Annotated in this window: 23 protein-coding genes and 1 riboswitch; of the genes, 14 read left to right on the forward strand and 9 right to left on the reverse strand. The window is 64.5% G+C overall.

Annotation, left to right across the window (positions count from 1 at the left end; genetic code table 11):
• Positions 1 to 5: 5 nt before the first annotated feature.
• On the reverse strand, positions 6 to 878 hold the full coding sequence (locus tag JMN37_RS01955) for a glycosyltransferase family 2 protein (protein WP_252930921.1): 873 nt from the start codon (positions 876 to 878) through the stop codon (positions 6 to 8).
• Positions 879 to 1,025: 147 nt separating this feature from the next.
• Here JMN37_RS01955 and JMN37_RS01960 point away from each other — a divergent pair, with 147 nt between their 5' ends.
• The 13 genes from JMN37_RS01960 (at position 1,026) to JMN37_RS02020 (ending at position 12,917) form a co-directional block, all read left to right on the forward strand.
• Positions 1,026 to 2,588, forward strand: a complete 1,563-nt coding sequence (locus tag JMN37_RS01960; RefSeq protein ID WP_252930922.1) for an LCP family protein — start codon at positions 1,026 to 1,028, stop codon at positions 2,586 to 2,588.
• Between the two features lie 38 nt (positions 2,589 to 2,626).
• Positions 2,627 to 3,319 (forward strand): TIGR03089 family protein, encoded by a 693-nt coding sequence (locus JMN37_RS01965; protein ID WP_252930923.1) that lies wholly within the window; start codon positions 2,627 to 2,629, stop codon positions 3,317 to 3,319.
• A gap of 123 nt (positions 3,320 to 3,442) precedes the next feature.
• On the forward strand, positions 3,443 to 4,699 hold the full coding sequence (locus tag JMN37_RS01970) for an ABC transporter substrate-binding protein (protein ID WP_070362958.1): 1,257 nt from the start codon (positions 3,443 to 3,445) through the stop codon (positions 4,697 to 4,699).
• A gap of 101 nt (positions 4,700 to 4,800) precedes the next feature.
• A complete protein-coding gene (locus JMN37_RS01975) occupies positions 4,801 to 5,805 on the forward strand; it encodes a carbohydrate ABC transporter permease (protein WP_070477703.1) in 1,005 nt (334 codons plus the stop codon).
• Positions 5,802 to 6,623: a carbohydrate ABC transporter permease gene (locus JMN37_RS01980; RefSeq protein WP_070477701.1), complete on the forward strand. Its 822-nt coding sequence runs from the start codon at positions 5,802 to 5,804 to the stop codon at positions 6,621 to 6,623. Before JMN37_RS01975 ends, JMN37_RS01980 begins: the two co-directional genes overlap by 4 nt.
• 70 nt (positions 6,624 to 6,693) lie before the next feature.
• A complete protein-coding gene (locus JMN37_RS01985) occupies positions 6,694 to 7,008 on the forward strand; it encodes a hypothetical protein (protein WP_070362961.1) in 315 nt (104 codons plus the stop codon).
• 3 nt (positions 7,009 to 7,011) lie between these two features.
• Positions 7,012 to 7,221, forward strand: coding sequence for a PEP-CTERM sorting domain-containing protein (locus JMN37_RS01990; protein WP_070477699.1), 210 nt, complete (start codon positions 7,012 to 7,014; stop codon positions 7,219 to 7,221).
• 276 nt (positions 7,222 to 7,497) lie between these two features.
• Positions 7,498 to 7,594: riboswitch (TPP riboswitch) on the forward strand.
• Positions 7,586 to 9,094, forward strand: coding sequence for a bifunctional hydroxymethylpyrimidine kinase/phosphomethylpyrimidine kinase (locus JMN37_RS01995; protein ID WP_252930924.1), 1,509 nt, complete (start codon positions 7,586 to 7,588; stop codon positions 9,092 to 9,094). (Overlaps the previous riboswitch by 9 nt.)
• Positions 9,087 to 9,737, forward strand: coding sequence for a thiamine phosphate synthase (locus tag JMN37_RS02000; protein ID WP_070975906.1), 651 nt, complete (start codon positions 9,087 to 9,089; stop codon positions 9,735 to 9,737). The genes JMN37_RS01995 and JMN37_RS02000 overlap by 8 nt, the downstream gene beginning before the upstream one ends.
• On the forward strand, positions 9,734 to 10,831 hold the full coding sequence (thiO, locus tag JMN37_RS02005; protein WP_252930926.1) for a glycine oxidase ThiO: 1,098 nt from the start codon (positions 9,734 to 9,736) through the stop codon (positions 10,829 to 10,831). The genes JMN37_RS02000 and thiO overlap by 4 nt, the downstream gene beginning before the upstream one ends.
• Positions 10,832 to 10,840: 9 nt before the next feature.
• The gene (thiS, locus tag JMN37_RS02010; RefSeq protein ID WP_070362966.1) at positions 10,841 to 11,038 is read left to right on the forward strand and encodes a sulfur carrier protein ThiS; all 198 of its coding nucleotides are present in this window, start codon (positions 10,841 to 10,843) and stop codon (positions 11,036 to 11,038) included.
• 2 nt (positions 11,039 to 11,040) lie between these two features.
• Positions 11,041 to 11,832, forward strand: coding sequence for a thiazole synthase (locus JMN37_RS02015; protein ID WP_070362967.1), 792 nt, complete (start codon positions 11,041 to 11,043; stop codon positions 11,830 to 11,832).
• The gene (locus JMN37_RS02020; protein WP_252930928.1) at positions 11,829 to 12,917 is read left to right on the forward strand and encodes a ThiF family adenylyltransferase; all 1,089 of its coding nucleotides are present in this window, start codon (positions 11,829 to 11,831) and stop codon (positions 12,915 to 12,917) included. The genes JMN37_RS02015 and JMN37_RS02020 overlap by 4 nt, the downstream gene beginning before the upstream one ends.
• A 6-nt stretch (positions 12,918 to 12,923) precedes the next feature.
• Here JMN37_RS02020 and JMN37_RS02025 read toward each other — a convergent pair whose 3' ends face one another.
• From JMN37_RS02025 to JMN37_RS02050, 6 genes are all read right to left on the reverse strand, one after another.
• Entirely contained in the window at positions 12,924 to 13,109 is a 186-nt protein-coding gene (locus tag JMN37_RS02025) for a DUF4282 domain-containing protein (protein WP_240492828.1), read from the reverse strand.
• Complete coding sequence (locus JMN37_RS02030) at positions 13,090 to 13,275, reverse strand: DUF4282 domain-containing protein (RefSeq protein ID WP_070362969.1); 186 nt, start codon at positions 13,273 to 13,275, stop codon at positions 13,090 to 13,092. Before JMN37_RS02030 ends, JMN37_RS02025 begins: the two co-directional genes overlap by 20 nt.
• An 84-nt stretch (positions 13,276 to 13,359) precedes the next feature.
• Positions 13,360 to 13,995 carry a DUF305 domain-containing protein gene (locus JMN37_RS02035; RefSeq protein ID WP_070362970.1) on the reverse strand — a complete coding sequence of 212 codons (636 nt, stop codon included), beginning with the start codon at positions 13,993 to 13,995 and terminating at the stop codon, positions 13,360 to 13,362.
• Between the two features lie 60 nt (positions 13,996 to 14,055).
• Positions 14,056 to 14,535, reverse strand: a complete 480-nt coding sequence (locus JMN37_RS02040; protein ID WP_071572702.1) for a YdcF family protein — start codon at positions 14,533 to 14,535, stop codon at positions 14,056 to 14,058.
• Positions 14,528 to 15,028: a 5-(carboxyamino)imidazole ribonucleotide mutase gene (purE, locus tag JMN37_RS02045; protein ID WP_070362972.1), complete on the reverse strand. Its 501-nt coding sequence runs from the start codon at positions 15,026 to 15,028 to the stop codon at positions 14,528 to 14,530. Before purE ends, JMN37_RS02040 begins: the two co-directional genes overlap by 8 nt.
• A gap of 18 nt (positions 15,029 to 15,046) precedes the next feature.
• Entirely contained in the window at positions 15,047 to 16,210 is a 1,164-nt protein-coding gene (locus tag JMN37_RS02050) for a 5-(carboxyamino)imidazole ribonucleotide synthase (protein WP_252931021.1), read from the reverse strand.
• A gap of 57 nt (positions 16,211 to 16,267) precedes the next feature.
• On the opposite strand from JMN37_RS02050, the gene budA reads away from it, so the two are divergent.
• Complete coding sequence (budA, locus tag JMN37_RS02055; RefSeq protein WP_070362974.1) at positions 16,268 to 17,005, forward strand: acetolactate decarboxylase; 738 nt, start codon at positions 16,268 to 16,270, stop codon at positions 17,003 to 17,005.
• Here the strand turns inward: budA and JMN37_RS02060 are convergent, their stop codons facing one another.
• The gene (locus JMN37_RS02060; RefSeq protein WP_246814899.1) at positions 17,006 to 17,467 is read right to left on the reverse strand and encodes a hypothetical protein; all 462 of its coding nucleotides are present in this window, start codon (positions 17,465 to 17,467) and stop codon (positions 17,006 to 17,008) included.
• Between the two features lie 10 nt (positions 17,468 to 17,477).
• A complete protein-coding gene (locus tag JMN37_RS02065; protein WP_252930929.1) occupies positions 17,478 to 18,200 on the reverse strand; it encodes a biotin--[acetyl-CoA-carboxylase] ligase in 723 nt (240 codons plus the stop codon).
• Positions 18,201 to 18,214 lie beyond the last annotated feature (14 nt).

The raw sequence follows: 18,214 nt of genomic DNA on the forward strand, positions 1-18,214 counted from the left end.
TCTTCTTATTTACTGCGCGAAACAAACAGTGCCGCCCGCACTTTCAAACCGACCCACAGCAGCGCGCGCAGCGGGGCCTGCCACCAGTGCGGGTGACGGTCAGACTGGAAACGATATGCGGAAGTGTGGTGCGCCGGCACCGTGACTCGCTGGAACTTGCTAGCAACATGGCCCTGGTCATGCACGATGACCGAGGAAGGGCAGTACACGTTCTCCCATCCGGCGCGGCGCAAGCGGTCTCCGAAGTCAACGTCCTCGAGGTACATGAAGTAGCGCTCGTCGAACCCGCCAATGACGTCGAAGGCGTCCCACCGCACGAGCAGGCACGCCCCGGAGAGCCAGCCCGCACTGCGCTGGTGATCCATGTGTTGCTCCGCCTTGTACGAGGCAGAAAATGGGTTGGACGGCCACACCTCATATAACAAGGCGTGCCCCACGCCGGTAATGATGCCCGGCACCTCTCGCGCACTCGGGTACAGGTTGCCCTCGCAGTCCTCAATGCGCGGCCCTACGGCGCCCGCCTCCGGTAGCGCGTCCATGCAGGCGCGCAGCGTGTCCACGCTCCCCGGCTGGAACACCACGTCCGGGTTGGAGATCAAGAAGTAGTCACCGTTGATCTCTCCCCGCTCGCGGCGTGTCCGCAACTCCCGGACCGCGGCGTTGATCGCAGCGCCGTACCCGATGTTGCCGCGGGTGCGCAGCAGTTCGACGTTGTCGTGTTCACGTGCGGCAGCCTCCGGGGCACCGTCGGTAGAGCCGTTATCTGCACAGATAAGCAGTGTTTGACCCTCGGTGGCGTCGTCAAGCGAAGCGATGAGCTGCGCCAAGTGCTTGCCTGGCGAGTACGTCACCGCCACCACGGCGAGTGGAGCTGTCATAGCTGCCTGCCCCTCCTATCGGTCCTCTCGGCCAGCCTTCATGTACACAATGCGAATCAGCTTACCCATCCAAAAGTGTGAGAAGCATCTTGAACTCGCCCACGCACGTGTCTTTTGTTGTTTTCGCACCCTGTATAATTGCGCCCTGTGACTGACTCCTTGAGGCCTGCGCGCGACATCCAGCCCGCCCCATCGCAGATGCGTGACATCTCGCAGTTGGGGCACCCGGTTGTGAAGACAACCCTTGCGGTGCTGTCTGCCGTTGCGTTGACGGTGTCGGCCGTCGGCTACTTCACTGTCGGCCGGGTCAGCAATCAGCTCAGCGCCTCTGAGCTGCGGATTAACGCGGGACGTGGGCAGAGCGACAAGGACCAGATCGACGGCGCGATGGACATCCTGCTGGTCGGTTCGGACTCCCGCACCGACGCCCAAGGAAATCCGTTAAGCGAGTCTGAGTTGGCGCACCTCAACGCAGGTATCGCCGACGGTGAGATCAACACGGACACCATCATGATTATCCGTGTGCCCGACGACGGTTCGCGGGCCACGGCAGTCTCCATCCCGCGCGATACGTACGTACACACCGACGACTACGGAAACATGAAGATCAATGGTGTCTACGGTGCGCACGCCGCCGCCAAACGCGAGGAGCTCATCGCCGCGGGCAAGCCAGAGGGCCCGGCACTCGAGCAAGAGGTTGCACGCGCAGGCCAGCTCGGGCTTATCGACGCCATCAATGACCTCACCGGCGTGGAAGTAGACCACTACGCGCAGGTAGGCCTGCTCGGCTTCGTCCTTCTTACGGACGCGGTTGGCGGGGTGGACGTCTGCCTCAACGCCGCGGTCGACGAGCCACTCTCCGGCGCACACTTCCCTGCCGGGCAACAAACGCTCGACGGCGCCCAGGCGCTGTCCTTCGTGCGGCAGCGCCACGACCTGCCGCGCGGCGACCTCGACCGCATCGTGCGCCAGCAGGCATACATGGCGTCGTTGGTACAGAAGGTGCTCTCCGCAGGCACGCTGACAAGCCCAGCGAAACTGCGCGACTTGGCAACCGCGGCGGAGCGCTCGGTCACTCTTGACCAGAGCCTCGACGTGATGCGTTTTGCCCAGCAGATGTCCGGCCTGGCGGGCGGCAACGTCACCTTCACCACCATCCCTGTGACCTCGGTCAACGGCGTCGGCGACTTCGGCGAATCTATTGTGACCGTGGACATCAACGAGGTCCACAGCTTCATGGAGTCCGCAGCCAAGGAACAGGTCCCCGAAGACAGCCAACCGGAGCAAGCTCCCCAGCAGGCCGAAGACTTCGCAGGTGCGCAGGTCTCCGTCCTCAACGCGGGCTCCGTTCCGGGCCAAGCCCGCGCCACCGGCGAGTGGTTGGCCGACGCAGGCATTACGGTCTCCGATGTATCCAACGCAATGGACGGCATCTACTGGGAATCCCAGGTGGTCGCCGCCGACCCCGAAGACCCACGCGCGCGCAAGCTCGCCGAGATGCTTGGCGGCGTACCAGTCACGGCGAACAATGCTCTCGAACCGGGCAGCATCATCGCGGTTGTCGCGGAAGACTACAACGGGCCTGCGAAGGTCGATCCGGAAGATGCCCAACAGCATGTGCCCGTCGGCACACCTGGCGACGATATCAGCGGCATGAGTCTGGGCCCGGAGATCGACGCTGGCGGCCAAGGGCCTCGCTGCGTGAACTAGCTTGGCCACCTATGCTTGGCCACCTATGCTTGGCTGCCATGAGTATGCTGGCACGCTTATTGCAGGAAGACCCCGCCACACCACGCCTGACCGTCTACGACGAGTCACAGGGCAGCCGCATGGAATTTTCTGCGCTGACTCTGGACAACTGGCTGAGCAAAGTGGGCAACTTGCTGGACGAGGAGTTCGACCTCGAGGGCTCTGACCCCATTGTGATCGACCTTCCGGTGTCCTGGCAGGCTGCGGTGATCGCGCTTGGCGCCTACAACATTGGGCGTCGCCCGATCTTCGCGAGCACAGGCGACGATGTCCCGCTCGTGTTTACCGTGGCGGAGCGCGTCGACACCTGGGCTGATGCGGACGAGTGCGTCGTTGTCTCAAGTGACCCCTTCGGACGCGGCGTCGTCGAATCAGGCGGCACGCTGCCGCTTGGAACCGTGGACTTCAGTCCGACGGTGCGCAGCTACGGCGACCAGTACTTTGGACAGACTGCAGACATCGCGCAGTGGACTCAAGCGACTTCTCAGGGGGCTGAGCAGCCCGCCTCCCCCGAACGGGTGCTGATTGCCGGTTGGGACAGCGCCGACGAATTCGAACAGCGCGTGCTTGCCCCGCTGGCTGGGGGCGGTTCGGTCGTCGTGGTGACAGGCGGAACGGAAACACCTGGTAGAGACAGGATCGCCGCCATCGCCCAGGCGGAACACGTAAACCACATACAACCGGACATTTAACCCCGTTTTCTCCCCCGTTCGTAGGTAATTCGGCAGATTTCTGCGCGCCCGGGTCCAGTTTTTCACTAGATTGAAGTCACCGAATTCACACGAGTCACACATGACCCAACGAAAGGCGGATGAATGAAACTCCGTACGACTGGTGCAACCCTCTGTGCAATTGCGCTCGCTGGCGCAGCTCTGACCGGTTGCTCTTCTGACAACGAGGCAGCGGACACCAACAAGGACTCCGGCACCTCCGCTTCCGAGGGCGGCGCAGAGCGCGGCCCGATCACGTTCGCCATGGGCCGCAATGACACGGACAAGCTCAAGCCGATCATCGAGAAGTGGAACGAGGCTCACCCAGATGAGCAGGTCACCCTCTCTGAGCTCGCCGGCGAGGCCGACGACCAGCGCGATACGCTCGTGCAGTCTCTCCAGGCGGGTAACGCCGACTACGACGTGATGGCCCTCGACGTTGTGTGGACGGCCGACTTCGCAGCGAACCAGTGGCTCGAGCCGCTCGAGGGCGATTACGCCATCGACACCTCCGGCTTGCTGCAGTCCACCGTCGACTCCGCAACGTACGGCGGCAAGCTCTACGCCCTGCCGCAGAACACGAACGGCCAGCTACTGTTCCGCAACGTCGACAAGGTCCCAAGCGCGCCTGACACCTTCGAGGACGTCATTGCCGCCTGCAAGGAGGTCGAGGGAGACTGCCTGACCACCCAGCTCAAGCAGTACGAGGGCCTGACCGTGAACACGCTCGGCTTCATCAACGGCTGGGGCGGCAGCGTCCTTGACGACGCCGGCGAGCCAACCGTCGAGTCCGACGCCGCAAAGGCCGGACTGCAGGCGCTCGTTGACGCGTACAACGACGGCGTCATCGCCAAGAGCTCTACGGCAGCAACCGAGGAGGAAACCAACCTCGCGTTCACCGAGGGCAACACCGCCCTGGCGATCAACTGGCCGTACATGTACACCAACGCCCAGGAAGCTGGCGTGAACTTTGAGGTCCAGCCGCTGGTTGGCAAGGACGGCGTGGGTGTTTCCACCCTCGGTGGCTACAACAACGGCATCAACGTCAATTCCAAGCACAAGCAGACCGCGAAGGACTTCATCGAGTTCATCATCAACGAAGAGAATCAGCTCTCGTTCGCTGAAGCATCCTTCCCACCAGTGCTCGCATCGATCTACGACGACGCCGAACTGGTTGCAAAGCACCCATACCTGCCAGCGCTGAAGGTTTCGCTAGAGAACGCGCAGCCTCGCCCGGTTTCCCCGTTCTACCCTGCGATCTCGAAGGCTATCCAGGACAACGCCTACGCAGCACTGACCGCCGGTAAGAGCGTCGATGACGCCACCGCCGACATGGCAGCTGCTATCAAGCAGGCTTCCTAATACGATACGTCGTATGAGCAGAACGCCCGCCCGGACTGTGTTCGGGCGGGCGTTATAGTTCGTATATCTCCATCTTCCCGTCTACTTTGCAAAGGCCCGCGATGAGCACATCTCCATCCAAGCCTCGCGATACCACGAAGGCGGCAGCGCTCGTCGCGCCCGCGTTGCTGGTGTTGGCGGTAGTGATCGGCTACCCGATCGTCCGCGCAATATGGCTTTCATTCCAGTCCAACCGGCACCTCGACGCCTCTACCGGAGTGTTCGTCGATGGTGGCTTTGCTGGCGTCGATAATTACTTGTACTGGCTGTCGAACCGCTGTATGACGCCGTCGGGCGTGGTGGGTGCCTGCCCTCCTGGCGTGCTTGCGACCGACTTCTGGCCAGCAGTGTCGGTGACCCTCTTCTTCACCGTGGTCACCGTCGCCTTGGAGACAGTGCTCGGTATCGGGATGGCCATCATCATGAACCGGCCGTCGCGCGCCCGCGGTCTGATCCGCGCGGCCGTACTCATCCCTTGGGCGATCCCAACCGCGGTGACCGCGAAGTTGTGGCAGTTCATGTTCGCACCGAGCGGTATCGTGAACTCGCTGCTGGGCGCGAGCGTGGCGTGGACAACTGACCCGTGGGCGGCACGCTTCGCGGTGATCATCGCCGACGTGTGGAAGACCACGCCGTTTATGGCGCTGCTCATCCTCGCAGGCCTGCAGATGATTCCGAAGGATGTCTACGAGGCCGCGCGCGTCGACGGCGCCTCCGCATGGCAGACTTTCACCAGCATCACCCTGCCGTTGGTGCGGCCAGCGCTCATGGTGGCGGTGCTCTTCCGTACGCTCGACGCGCTGCGCATGTACGACCTGCCGGTCATCATGATTTCGGGCTCCTCGAACTCCCCTACCGCGACAATTTCGCAGCTGGTGGTTGAGGATATGCGTCAGGGCAACTTCAACTCGGCCTCGGCGCTGTCGACTCTCATCTTCCTGCTGATCTTCGCGGTTGCGTTCGTCATGGTGCGGTTCCTCGGAGCGAACGTTGGTGGCGCGAACGAACAGCGTGAAGCCCGGCGCGCGAAGCGCAAGCAGGAGAAGAAGGAGGCGGCAGCGCGATGAAACGACTCGGCCACTACGCAGGCATCATCTTCATCATGTTCTGGGGGCTCGCCCCGTTTTATTGGATGGTGATCACGGCGCTGCGGGACAAGCGGTTCACGTTCGATACCACGCCGTGGCCCACGCACGTCACCCTCGAGAACTACCGGGACGCGCTGGCCACGGACGCCGGCAATGACTTCCTCGGGGCGATTTTCAACTCGCTGATTATCTCGTTGGCGACGACGGCGTTGGCGGTCGCCGTGGGCGTGTTCACCGCCTACGCGCTTGCTCGCCTGGACTTCCGCGGCAAGGGATTCATCACGGGCATCATTTTGGCGGCCTCGATGTTCCCTGGCATTGCGCTTGTCACTCCCCTGTTCCAGCTGTTCGGTGACCTCGGGTGGATCGGCACATACCGTGCCATGATCATCCCGAACATCTCATTCGCCCTCCCCCTGACTATCTACACGCTGGTGTCGTTCTTCCAGCAACTTCCTTGGGAGCTCGAGGAAGCAGCGCGTGTCGACGGCGCCTCCCGCGGCCAGGCATTTCGCCTCATCTTGCTGCCGTTGGCAGCACCGGCCATCTTCACGACGGCCATCCTGGCGTTTATCACCACCTGGAATGAATTTATGTTGGCGCGCCAGCTGTCGTCCACGGCGACTGAACCTGTCACCGTCGCAATTGCACGATTCTCGGGGCCGAGCGCCTTCGAGTACCCGTACGCTGCGATTATGGCGGCGGGCTCGCTGGTGACGATTCCGCTGATCATCATGGTGCTGGTATTCCAGCGCCGTATTGTGTCTGGTCTCACAGCCGGCGGCGTGAAGGGCTGACTTAACTTTTTCTTATGTCTAGATTAAGCTGTATTCACTTTATTACTTCCCGCCCCTAGAAAGAGCAGCTATGCACCACACCACACTCCGAATCGCGACGGCAACCGCACTCGCATCCTCCCTGGTACTGAGCGGCATGACTGGCACGGCACACGCCGAAACCACCGCAACGGTGCACACCAACGCCGATAACAACGGCACGACAGTGACCACCAACGTCACCACCAACACCACCGCAAACGGTGGTGTGACCAAGGAAGAAGCAAACGCGCTTGAGGTCGCCGGAGTTGTGGTTGGGCTCTTGGCAGTACTCGGGGCCCTGATGGCCGGGTGGCTATACTTCGCTGCCCCGCACATGGGCCTGAACTTCGGCCCCCGCCTCTAACGAGTGCAACGGCCCTCACAGCGCCAGGATCTGCTCTGGCAAACAATCATTGGGTTCGTAGGGTTCTTCACCCTGCTCGCCTTCGTACAGGCCGCCATCAACATCACAAAGCCCGAGCCATCAATCTGGCCGGGCCTCGTTCTTGCCGCCTTCGTCGCAGCATTGTGGTGGCTGATTCGCCGGTGGCGCCAGTGGCGCGCAGGCGAAGACTAAATCACTCCTCGCCGAGCAGACGCTCACGCAGCGCGGCGTCCTTACGCTCAACTTCAGCCGCCATGTCGGACTGGTACTTCGCCGGCGATTAATGCGTCTACGAGTATCATGCCACCCACAATAAACACCCACACGCTGCACAAACAAGCGATTGTGAGAAGCATTCCACTTTCAGCTCAAAAGAGAACCGGCAGCCCAATCCATACGCCTAATATAGGTCTGGTTTTTGCCGCTGCGATCGTGCGCAGGGCAGGATTCGCGCTGTGCTAGTGTCACCAATGTGACACGGGGTGCACCCCGAAGTGGTGCTGAGATCAGACCCGTCGAACCTGCTCTAGCTCAACCTAGCGAAGGGATGTCCCACATGAATGCACCTGCCCTGCCCCGCATCCTCACGATTGCCGGCACCGACCCGACCGGAGGCGCAGGCGTCCAAGCCGATATCAAATCCATCCAGGCCGCCGGCGGCTTTTCCTACAGCGTAGTGACCTCGCTGGTCGCCCAGAACACCACCGGTGTGCAGGAGATTTTCACCCCGCCGATCGACTTTCTGCGCACACAGCTGCGCTCCGTCACCGATGATGTGGCGATCGACGCGATCAAGATCGGCATGCTCGGCACCACCGAAATCATCGAGGTCGTGCGCGAATTCCTCACCACACACGCACGAGAGGCCGCGGTGGTGTTGGATCCGGTGATGGTGGCGTCGTCAAGCGATAGGCTCCTGACGCCCGAGGCGGAAGTCGCGCTGCGCGAGCTCGCCTCGCTTGCCGACATCATCACGCCCAACCTCCCCGAACTCGCCGTCCTCACCGGCGAAGACCCGGCCACCGACTTCGACACCGCGATCGCGCAGGCGCAGGGGCTGGCGAAAAAGCTGGACACAACCGTGATTGTCAAGGGCGGGCACCTCACCGGCCCGCGCGCAGACAACGCCGTGGTGACCGCCGAGCGCGTGCACCACGTGTCGGTGAGCCGCGTGAACACGAAGAACACGCACGGCACGGGCTGCTCTTTTTCCTCGGCGCTGGCGACGCGCCTGGGCGCCGGCTTCGATACGCCGACGGCGACCGAGTGGGCGTCGCGCTGGCTGTACGAGGCGATTGCGCACGCCGACGCGCTCGCCGTTGGACACGGCCGCGGCCCCGTCGACCACGGGCACGTCGGCCGCCGCATGCAGCGCGCCGCCGACTGCAACCCCGAGCGCTTCCTGCGCATCGACGCCCCACCAACCGCGCCACTCGCCACGCCTGCTGGCCCGTACACCCAGGCGCTGTGGGACGCCTCGGCGCCGTACCTCACCGCGATTATGGAGCTGCCGTTCATCCGCACGCTTGCCGACGGCACCCTCGACCACGCCGACTTCATGTTCTACCTCGAGCAGGACGCCTACTACCTGACCAAGTACGCGCGCTCGCTGCACGCGCTTGGCGGCGCGTGGGCAAAGGATGCGGACGCCGCGATCACCGACGAGCAAGAGATGCAACGCACCTGGCTCGCCGATCTTGGCCGCGAGACGCTGCCGTCGCCGGTCACACGCGCCTACACCGATTTCCTGCTCGCCTCCGCCCTCGGCGAGTCGGCGGCGATCGGGCAGGCGGCGGTGCTGCCCTGCTACTGGCTCTACTACGAGGTCGGCGCGCGCCTCGCGGAGCACAACCACGCCTCGCATCCCTACCACGACTGGCTGGCCACCTACTCGGGCAACGGTTTCTACGAGGCGGTGCGCGGCGCGATCGACCGCTGCGAGGCCACCCTTGAGGCGAACCCCGACGCCCTGGACGCGGCGGTGCGCGCGTGTGCGGTCGCCTCGCGCTACGAGCGCGATTTCTTCGACCAGGCCGACCGCGCGTGGGTGGTGCGCGATGCCTAAGTCGCTCGACCTACGCTGCTATTTCGTCACGGGCCAGCCTACCGCCGATGTCGCGCGCGTCTCCGCCGAAGCCGCGGCCGGCGGGGCGGGCGTGATCCAGGTGCGCAGCAAGCCGATCGCCAAAGCCGACCTCGAGCGTCTCGCGTGCGAGGTCGCCGATGCGGTCGCCGCGGCGAACCCGCGCACGCGCGTGCTTATCGACGACAACGTTCCCCTCGCCGCCCGCCTCATGCGCACCCACCACATCCACGGCGCGCACATCGGCCAGGACGACATGGACCCGCGCGCCGCGCGCGAACTGCTCGGGCCGGACGCGATCCTCGGACTGACCACCGGCACGCTCGCACTGGTGGAGGCGGCGAACGCGTACGCCGACGTGATCGATTACGTCGGCGCGGGCCCCTTCCGCCCGACCCCGACGAAGGACTCCGGCCGCGCCCCACTTGGCCTCGACGGCTACCCGGCGCTGGTCGAGGCCTCGCAGGTACCGGTCGTGGCGATCGGCGACGTACACGCCACGGATGCCGCCGCGCTTGCCGCCACGGGCGTGGCCGGCGTGGCGATGGTCCGCGGTTTCATGCACGCTGAGGACCCGCGCGCGATGGCGGCGGGTATCGTCAAGGATTTCGAGGAAGCGTCGTGAGTAGTTTCGAGCACGTCATCGTCGGCGCCGGCATCATCGGCCTGACCACCGCGTTCGAGCTCACACGCCGCGGGGTGGATCCCCGCAGGATCGCGCTGGTGGACCCGGCCCCGGCAAGCGGCGCGACCAACGTGGCCGGCGGCATGCTCGCCCCGGCCGCGGAAGTGCAGTACCGCCAGGAGCCGCTCTATCCGCTGATGTTGGAGTCGGCGGCGCTCTATCCTTCGCTGATCGCAGACCTGCCGGGCATCGAGGTTGGGTACCGCACCGAGTCGACCTTCGTGGTCGCCGCCGACCGCGCCGACGCTACCCACCTGCGCGAGCTCACCGAGCACCAGCACGCCCACGGCATGGACGTCGACCGCCTCACGCTGCGCCAGGCGCGGGCGCAGGAGCCGGGCCTAAGCCCCCAGCTGGCCAGCGTGGTGGAGATCCCCGGCGACCACCAGGTCAACCCGCGCATGTTCGCCGCCGCTCTGCTGCGCGAGCTTGCATCGCGCGGCGTGACGCTGGTTCGCGAGCAGGCCACAGCACTGCGCTGGGAGGGCGAAACCTGCGTGGGCGTCGAAACCAGCACCGACAGCCTGCGCGGCGACACCATCTACGCGTGCAACGGTCTCGGTGCCAGCGCGCTCGGTCTGCCGCTGAACCTGCGACCGGTGCGCGGCGACATGCTGCGTCTTACCGGCCGCATGCCGGTCGGCCGGGTCGTGCGCGCCTTCGTCGAGGACCGCCCCGTCTACATCATCCCGCGCACCGACGGCACCATCGCCGTGGGCGCAACCAGCCGCGAAGACGCGCGCGTGCGGCCCGCCGTCGATGGCGTGTATACGCTGCTTCGCGACGCCATCCGCGTCGTCCCCGCCATCGAGGACTGCGAGCTGGTTGAGGCGCTCGTCGGCAATCGCCCAGGCACGCCCGACGACCTGCCCTACCTGGGGCTGCGCGGCGAGAACCTGGTGGTCTCCACCGGTTATTTCCGCCACGGCATCCTGCTGGCAGCGCTCGGCGCGCGCGTCGGCGCCGACCTCGGGCTGGACCGCGAAACCACCGTCGATATTTCCGACTGCGACCCCGGCCGCCACGAACTGTAAAGGAGCATCATGCGCATCATCATCAACGAGAAGCCCCATACCTTCGACACCGCGCCGACTGTGCGGTCGCTGGTCGAGGAGGTCGTCGGCCACGCAGAAGGCGTCGCCGTCGCTGTCAATGGCAAGGTTGTGCCCGCAAGTCGCTGGGACAGCTCGCTTGCCGACGCCGACACCGTCGACATCCTCACCGCCGTCCAAGGAGGCTAGACGTGCTGAACATCGCCGACAAGAAATTCGACTCCCACCTGATCATGGGCACCGGCGGGGCGACCAGCCAGCAGTTGCTCGAGGACGCGCTGGTGGCCAGCGGCACGCAGCTGACCACCGTGGCGATGCGTCGGCATGCCGCCCGCACCAATGGCGGCGAGAGCGTCTTCGAGATGCTCACCCGGCTCGGCATCGATCCCCTGCCGAATACTGCGGGCTGCCGCACCGCCCGCGACGCGGTGCTCACCGCGCAACTGGCGCGCGAGGCGCTCGGCACGAACTGGGTCAAGGTGGAGGTCATCGCGGACGAGCACACGCTGCTGCCGGACGTCGTCGAGCTTGTCGACGCCTGCGAGCTCCTCGTCGCCGAAGGCTTCGTCGTGCTTGCCTACACCTCCGACGACCCGGTCGTCGCCGCCCGCCTGGAGCAGGTTGGGGTGCATGCGGTGATGCCGCTCGGCTCTCCGATCGGCACCGGCCTTGGCATTTTGAACCCGCACAACATCGAGCTGATCTGCGCGCGTGCGCAGGTGCCCGTGCTTCTCGACGCCGGCGTCGGCACCGCTTCCGACGCCACCTTGGCCATGGAACTCGGCTGCGACGGCGTGCTGCTCGCCAGCGCGGTCAACCGTTGCCAGGACCCGGTCGCGATGGCGCGTGCGATGCGACACGCGGTCGAGGCTGGCCGGCTCGCGCGGGATGCGGGTCGGATTCCGCGGCGGACGCATGCGGAAGGGGCGTTGGCGTCGTCAAGCTTTGATGGCCTAGCGAGCTGGGCGGATGAAGTCCTATGAGCCTGCCTCACGCTGAGCTGCGGCGCACCGCGCGCCAAACGCTGCTGCCCGGCTTCGGGCTAGCGGGCCAAGAGGCGCTGAACCGCGCGCGGGTGCTTGTCATCGGCGCGGGCGGGCTCGGCTGCCCGGTGATGCAGGCGCTGGCGGCCACAGGTGTCGGCACGATCACGGTGATTGATGATGACGTGGTGGATGACACCAACATCCACCGCCAGATTCTGTTTAGCGCCTCCGACGTGGGCCGGCCCAAGGTGGAGGTGGCAGCCGAGCAGCTGCGCCGACACCGCGCAGACGCCACGATCGTGCCGCTGCGCAAGCGCCTCGACACCTCCAACGCACCTGGGCTGTTCCGCGAGCACGACCTGGTCATCGACGGCTCCGATACCTTCACCACGAAATTCCTCGCCGGCGACGCCGCAGAACTCACCGGCACGCCCCTGGTGTGGGGCTCGGTGCTGCGCTTCCACGGCGAGCTCGCGCTGTGGTACTCCGGACCGGATGCACGCGGGGTCGGGCTACGCGACCTCTACCCCACCCACCCGGCACCCGAGGACGCTCCGGACTGCGCCACCGCCGGCGTGCTCGGGGTGACGACCTCGGTCGTCGGCGGGCTGATGGCCACGGAGGCCGTGAAATACCTCGCGGGCATGGACGCCGAGGTCGGTGTGCTCCATGTCTACGAGGCGCTCGCCGGGACGCTCCGGCGCTTCGAGGTCGCTGCCGACCCGCAGCGCGAGCTGGTCACCGAACTCGTCGCCGAAGCTGCCCCGTGTATGCTGCCGCCAGACGGCGAGAAAACGCGCCTACTCGTGCAGGTCGCGGATGGTCACGCCACAGCGCTGGACGTGCGCGAACTCGGTGAAAAAGCGATCAAGGACCTGCCGCACGCGTCCTTCCACCTGCCGGCCTCGGTGTGGCGCGAAGACCCGGACGCCGCGCTCGCACTGCTCGATACGCTGCGCGGCGCGGGCGAGGTCGTGGTCTACTGCGCCTCCGGTAAGCGCTCGGCCGATTTCGTTGCGCGCTTCGGCGAGGCTGCCGCCGCGCGCGGCCTCACTCTGCACAGTTTGCCGGGCGGGGTCTAGCGACCCCTAACGACGCTGCGCCGCTGCGATCTCGGAAGTGTTCTGCGCCGTCTTGATCGCCGAGACCATGAATTCGAGGGTGACGCGCGCGCTGATCAATGAGAACAGCGCGAAAAGCGTACCGAAGAGAAGGAAGCCGATCAGCATGAGCAGGCCGGTGCCAAAACCAACACTAAACGTAGCCAGCGACACCAAAAGGCCGAAGACCCCAGCACAGTCCGATGAAGACTGCGGAGATCAGGTAGATCACGCGGGCGAACTTCAGGGTGATGTACTGGGAGAAGGAGAAGTCGAAAAGCGCGGAGAAGAAGCCGTCGGCGGTCTGCTTGCTTTGCGCGGCGTTGAAGTTGGCGATCATGGGTGTTCCCTTTCAGTCGTATTACAGGTGCACTACGAACTTATACCCGGGTTAACGCGCTCCCGCTTCGTTTATCCAGGTTGGTTACTCAGTCAGCAGGCTTTCGCCTCTGGCTTCCAGGAGTTGTTCCATCTCGTGCATCTCAGCGGTTTGCACGTCGACCATTTGTTGAGCCAGTTCCACGAGAGGCTGGTAGCCGCCGTTGTCGATTTGGTCTTGGGTCATGGCAACGGCACCCGCGTGATGGAAATGCATGAGCTGGAGGAACCGGGTGTCTGCTTCCTCGCCCGAAAGTGATTTCAGCTGGTCCATCTGTTCTGGAGTGATCATGCCATTGGCAATGTGTGGGGCGTGATGTGCCATCAAGTCACCCTGGTCCCATTGTTCAGCCCAGTCGACCATGGTGTCGATTTCTTCTTGTTGCCCGATTTTAATCCGTTCGGCCAAGTCCGCGGTGGCTTCGCTGATGCCATCGGCGGCCAGGATGATCTCGCTCATGTCCACGGCTTGCTGGTGATGCGGTGTCATCATCGCGAGAAAATGCAAATCGACCCCATTGACTTCTGCGGGTTGGTTGGCCCCGGCAGTCACTGCGGCACCGTCCTTGTCGGTCTGGGGCGCGTCTGTGGCGTCTTGGCCATCTCCGGCGCATGAAGCCACGCTGGCCCCCAGTACTGCAACGGTGATCAAGCCGGTGATGCGGCGATGTAAGTGTGTCATGAATGGAGCCTTCCTAGGACTGAAGCACATGGCACCAAAAGTAGCACCATCGGATGTACTCTAGCGCATTTTGTGCATAAGGCGTCGCCACACAACCCGCGCCGCGGAGTGCGGCAACGCAACGAGCTCGCGCGCGTAGTTCTTCGGCCGGGAGCGGCGCGGGGTGCGCGCAGGCACCATCTCCACTGGAATCCCCAGGTGCCAGGCCCACACGCGCGTGCGGCGCACGTGGAAGTTGCTGGTCACCACGATCAGCCGCGGCGCGTGCGGGAACAACGCGCGGGTACGCTCGAGGTTTTCGTTCGTCGACGACGCATGGGGCTCCTGAATGATCAGTTCACGGGGCACGCCGCGCTCGACAAGCCAGCGAGCCATCACGGCCGCCTCCCCGCGGCCGGTGACCACGATGGCGCGCCGCACGCCAGCGTGCGCGTCCGTCCGCCAGCGGAGCAGTGCGCTGCAGAGCCGGGCGTGCAGCATGCGCGACGGGTGGCCGTCGACAATTCGCGCACCCAGCACCACGATGGGACTGCTACTCACCCAGCAACCGGCTGCGCAGCGCGGCATCCTTACGCTCAACTTCGGCCGCCATGTCGGCCTGGTACTTCGCCATCTTGTCCACTAGTTCCGGATCCCCGGCACCGAGCATCCGAACAGCAAGCAGGCCCGCGTTCTTCGCACCGCCGATAGACACCGTCGCGACTGGAACACCCCCTGGCATCTGCACGATGGAAAGCAGAGAATCCAGCCCGTCAAGGTCCTTCAATGCGCGAGGGATACCGATGACTGGCAGTGGCGTTGCCGCGGCAACCATCCCCGGCAGGTGGGCTGCCCCACCGGCGCACGCAATGATGACCTGGATGCCACGTTCATGTGCTTGCTTCGCATAGGCAAGCATCTTCTCAGGGGTGCGGTGCGCGGAGACCACCCCGACCTCAAACGGCACCCCGAACTCCGCAAGTACCTCTGCGGCAGGCGCAACCGTGTCCCAGTCCGAATCCGAGCCCATGATGAGGCCAACGCGTGCGTTCATGAAGAAACTCTCCTCCTGTTAGTACCAGTTCGCGTGAACAATAAAGTGCGCGGCGTGCTGCGCAATTGCCAAGGTGGACGTGGCGTCGTAGCCGGTGACGTTGACGTGTCCCATCTTGCGCCCAGGGCGCCAGCTCTTGCCGTACAGGTGCACCTTGGCCTCCGGGTAGCGGCGCATCACCTCGATGACGCGCTGCTCCATCGGCATCTGCGGATCCTCCTCCGCACCGAGAGTGTTCACCATCACCGTGACCGGCTCGAGCGTGTCCACGGACCCGAGCGGCCAGTTCAGGACCGCGCGCAGGTGCTGCTCAAACTGGGAGGTCACGCAGCCGTCCTGCGTCCAGTGCCCCGTGTTGTGCGGGCGCATCGCAAGCTCGTTGACCAGAATTTTCGACGCCCCGTCCTCCCCGATGCACTCGAAAAGTTCGACGGCAAGCACACCAGTGACATCGAGCTTCGTGGCGATCTTGGTCGCCAGGTCACGGCACTGTTTTGCCACAGCAGCCGGCAGTTCTGGCGCCGGCGCGATCGCGATATGGCACACGCCATCAGCCTGGCGCGATTCAGCGACCGGCCACGCCTTGACTTCACCGTCGCGGTTGCGTGCCACCATCGCGGACAGCTCGCGGGCAAACTGCACCTTTTCTTCCGCGTACAGTACAACGCCCTTCTCAAGGAGGTCCGTCACCAGCTGCTCGCACTCCTGCAGGGTCTCTGGGAACCAGACGCCATGCCCGTCGTAGCCTCCGCGCGTCGCCTTGACGCACACGCGACCGTCGACAAGCTCCCAAAACTCGCGCGCATCCTCCACCGAGTCGAACTTCGCGAACGGCGGCACCGGTGCCCCCAGCTCCTTCAGCTTCATGCGCTGCTCAAGCTTGTCCTGGGCATAAATCAGCGCCTGGGGACGCGGCTCCACGTTGTAGCCTTCGTCCAGCAGGCGCTGCAGGAATTCGTTCGGGACGTGTTCGTGGTCGAACGTGATCGCCGAGGCACCCTGGATGGTTGCGTGCAGGTCGTCGAAGTTGGTGTAGTCACCAAGCTGGACGTCACCAAACACCTGGGCAGCGGAGGCGTCCGGCGCTCCCGCAAGCACCCGGGGCTGCAGTCCGAGCTCGATGGCTTCCGTGTGCATCATTCTGGCAAGCTGACCGTCGCCGATGACGGCGACTCTGGGCATTCCTTGAGCGTCTCTCACAACGAACTACCTTAGCCTTAAGGGCGCTACGATGTGGACATGACTGAAACGAATCCCGCGATTGTTCGCCATACCATCTTCCAAAACTCGTTGATGACCGCGCTTCTCGACGGCATCTACGAAGGCGAACTGACCATCGGAGACATCCTCGGCAAGGGAAACTTCGGCCTTGGCACCTTCGACGGGCTCGACGGAGAGATGATCATTCTCGACGGCGTGTGCTACCAGCTCACCAGCGACGGCAAGGCGCGTGTCGCAAGCCTTGACCAGCGCACACCGTTTACCGTGGTCACCAACTTTGTGCCGCGCATCCGCGTCGACGCGCCGAAAGGGATGCGGCGCGCGGAACTGGCCGAGTTCATCGACGCGCTCGAGCCGAGCCACAACTTCTTCTACGCCGTCAGAATCACCGGCACCTTCGACGAGGTGGTCACCCGCACCGTGACCAAGCAGGAGAAACCGTACCGCCCCATGACGGAGGCCATCGGCGATGACGCCGAGCACCACTTCACCGACGTACACGGCATCATCGGCGGCTTCCGCACGCCCGCCTACGCCAAAGGCATCGGGGTGCCCGGCTGCCACGTCCACTTCATTGACGACGCCCGCACCGCCGGCGGCCACGTGCTCGACTACACCATCAACGACGCCGTCATCGAGCTGTGCCCCGCCACCGACATGGATCTGCACCTGCCGATCACGGCGGACTTCCAGGCAGGCAGTCTCAGCCCGAGCGACCTGGATAGCCAGCTGCACACAACGGAAATTAAGGAGTAGTTAGCGGCGGCGCAGGCTCTCGTCCAGCGCACGCTCCACCGCACGCGCCTTCCCCACCTGTGGGAAGAACACCGGCTGGTCGAACCCCCACAGGGCGATGGACAGCCCGCCGCGCTGGCGTCGAAAAGAATGAATCTGGCGCAGCGGGATGGAGTCGACCGCACCGCGCGCCGAGCGGGCGAGGATGCGGCGGTCGGTGAGCAGGAAACGCTGGCGGCGGTGGCGAACCACCGGCAACACGAAGCGCCACACCGACAGCAGCGCCCACACCGCAACCACGATGTTGTGCGCCTGGGGGTTCACAAACGGGGTGACGTCCATCCAGCCGATGGCAATCCAGGCGATCCCGGTGATCACGATGAGCTCGAGCAACGGGAAAATGAGGCTCGTTAACGGCGGGTTCGTGTCGGCGAGGACGGTCTCGCCCTCTGCCAGCTGAAACTTCACCCGCGACTGTTGCACGGCACAGATCCTACTGTTTCGGCCGGAGGTGGTGCACATCTCCGACGCTGTACGTCGTGCCGTCGATGATCACTTCGCCCTCGTCGTTGACGCCATCGACGGTGCCGACCACCTCGCCGTTGTGCAGCTCAATGCGCACGTGCTGCCCAATCGTGCTGCACACCTTGCGGTAGTCGGCGAGCAGCTGCGGGTCGCGCTGTTGCCACTGCGCGAAACGCTCACCCATCGCGCACAGTACCTGCGTGGTGAAGTCCACGAAGTCGACGTCGATCCCCTCAAGGTTCAGCGCAGTCGCGGTGGGGATGGGCAGCTGCTCACGCTCAAAGTTGAGGTTGATGCCGATGCCGACCACTACGCGCCCGTCCGCAAGCCCGGAGAGAATCCCCGCGAGCTTCTTCCCGCCGATCTGCACGTCGTTCGGCCATTTGAGCTGGGCCTGTGGCACGACGTCGGTCACCGCGACGCCTGGCGCGATTGACAGCAGCCCGAACGGTGGCGGGTTGTCGTCGATGCGCAGCACCATGCTCATCGCCAGCTGCGCACCCTTCGGACTGACCCACTTGCGGCCGAGTCGCCCGCGCGACGCCGTCTGCTCCCCCGCGATGAGCACGGTGCCCGGCTCGCCTTTGTTGAGGAGATCGTCGTTCGTCGACCCGGTGGTTTCCACCCAGCGCACCACCGGCCAGTACTTTTCGACGCCCCGCTGGAGCCTGCTCAGTTCTTCAGCATTCATGTTGACCTAATCTA

Source organism: Corynebacterium lipophilum, assembly GCF_024102595.1.
Classification (GTDB): Bacteria; Actinomycetota; Actinomycetes; order Mycobacteriales; family Mycobacteriaceae; genus Corynebacterium; species Corynebacterium pseudogenitalium.

Excerpts from the sequence above, each read along its gene's own strand:
- JMN37_RS01955 (WP_252930921.1), bottom strand. The coding sequence starts at position 878 with ATGACAGCTCCACTCGCCGTGGTGGCGGTGACGTACTCGCCAGGCAAG.
- JMN37_RS01965 (WP_252930923.1), top strand. The coding sequence starts at position 2,627 with ATGAGTATGCTGGCACGCTTATTGCAGGAAGACCCCGCCACACCACGC.
- JMN37_RS01970 (WP_070362958.1), top strand. The coding sequence starts at position 3,443 with ATGAAACTCCGTACGACTGGTGCAACCCTCTGTGCAATTGCGCTCGCT.
- JMN37_RS01975 (WP_070477703.1), top strand. The coding sequence starts at position 4,801 with ATGAGCACATCTCCATCCAAGCCTCGCGATACCACGAAGGCGGCAGCG.
- JMN37_RS01980 (WP_070477701.1), top strand. The coding sequence starts at position 5,802 with ATGAAACGACTCGGCCACTACGCAGGCATCATCTTCATCATGTTCTGG.
- JMN37_RS01985 (WP_070362961.1), top strand. The coding sequence starts at position 6,694 with ATGCACCACACCACACTCCGAATCGCGACGGCAACCGCACTCGCATCC.
- JMN37_RS01995 (WP_252930924.1), top strand. The coding sequence starts at position 7,586 with ATGAATGCACCTGCCCTGCCCCGCATCCTCACGATTGCCGGCACCGAC.
- JMN37_RS02000 (WP_070975906.1), top strand. The coding sequence starts at position 9,087 with ATGCCTAAGTCGCTCGACCTACGCTGCTATTTCGTCACGGGCCAGCCT.
- thiS (WP_070362966.1), top strand. The coding sequence starts at position 10,841 with ATGCGCATCATCATCAACGAGAAGCCCCATACCTTCGACACCGCGCCG.
- JMN37_RS02020 (WP_252930928.1), top strand. The coding sequence starts at position 11,829 with ATGAGCCTGCCTCACGCTGAGCTGCGGCGCACCGCGCGCCAAACGCTG.
- JMN37_RS02030 (WP_070362969.1), bottom strand. The coding sequence starts at position 13,275 with ATGATCGCCAACTTCAACGCCGCGCAAAGCAAGCAGACCGCCGACGGC.
- JMN37_RS02035 (WP_070362970.1), bottom strand. The coding sequence starts at position 13,995 with ATGACACACTTACATCGCCGCATCACCGGCTTGATCACCGTTGCAGTA.
- purE (WP_070362972.1), bottom strand. The coding sequence starts at position 15,028 with ATGAACGCACGCGTTGGCCTCATCATGGGCTCGGATTCGGACTGGGAC.
- JMN37_RS02050 (WP_252931021.1), bottom strand. The coding sequence starts at position 16,210 with ATGCCCAGAGTCGCCGTCATCGGCGACGGTCAGCTTGCCAGAATGATG.
- budA (WP_070362974.1), top strand. The coding sequence starts at position 16,268 with ATGACTGAAACGAATCCCGCGATTGTTCGCCATACCATCTTCCAAAAC.
- JMN37_RS02065 (WP_252930929.1), bottom strand. The coding sequence starts at position 18,200 with ATGAATGCTGAAGAACTGAGCAGGCTCCAGCGGGGCGTCGAAAAGTAC.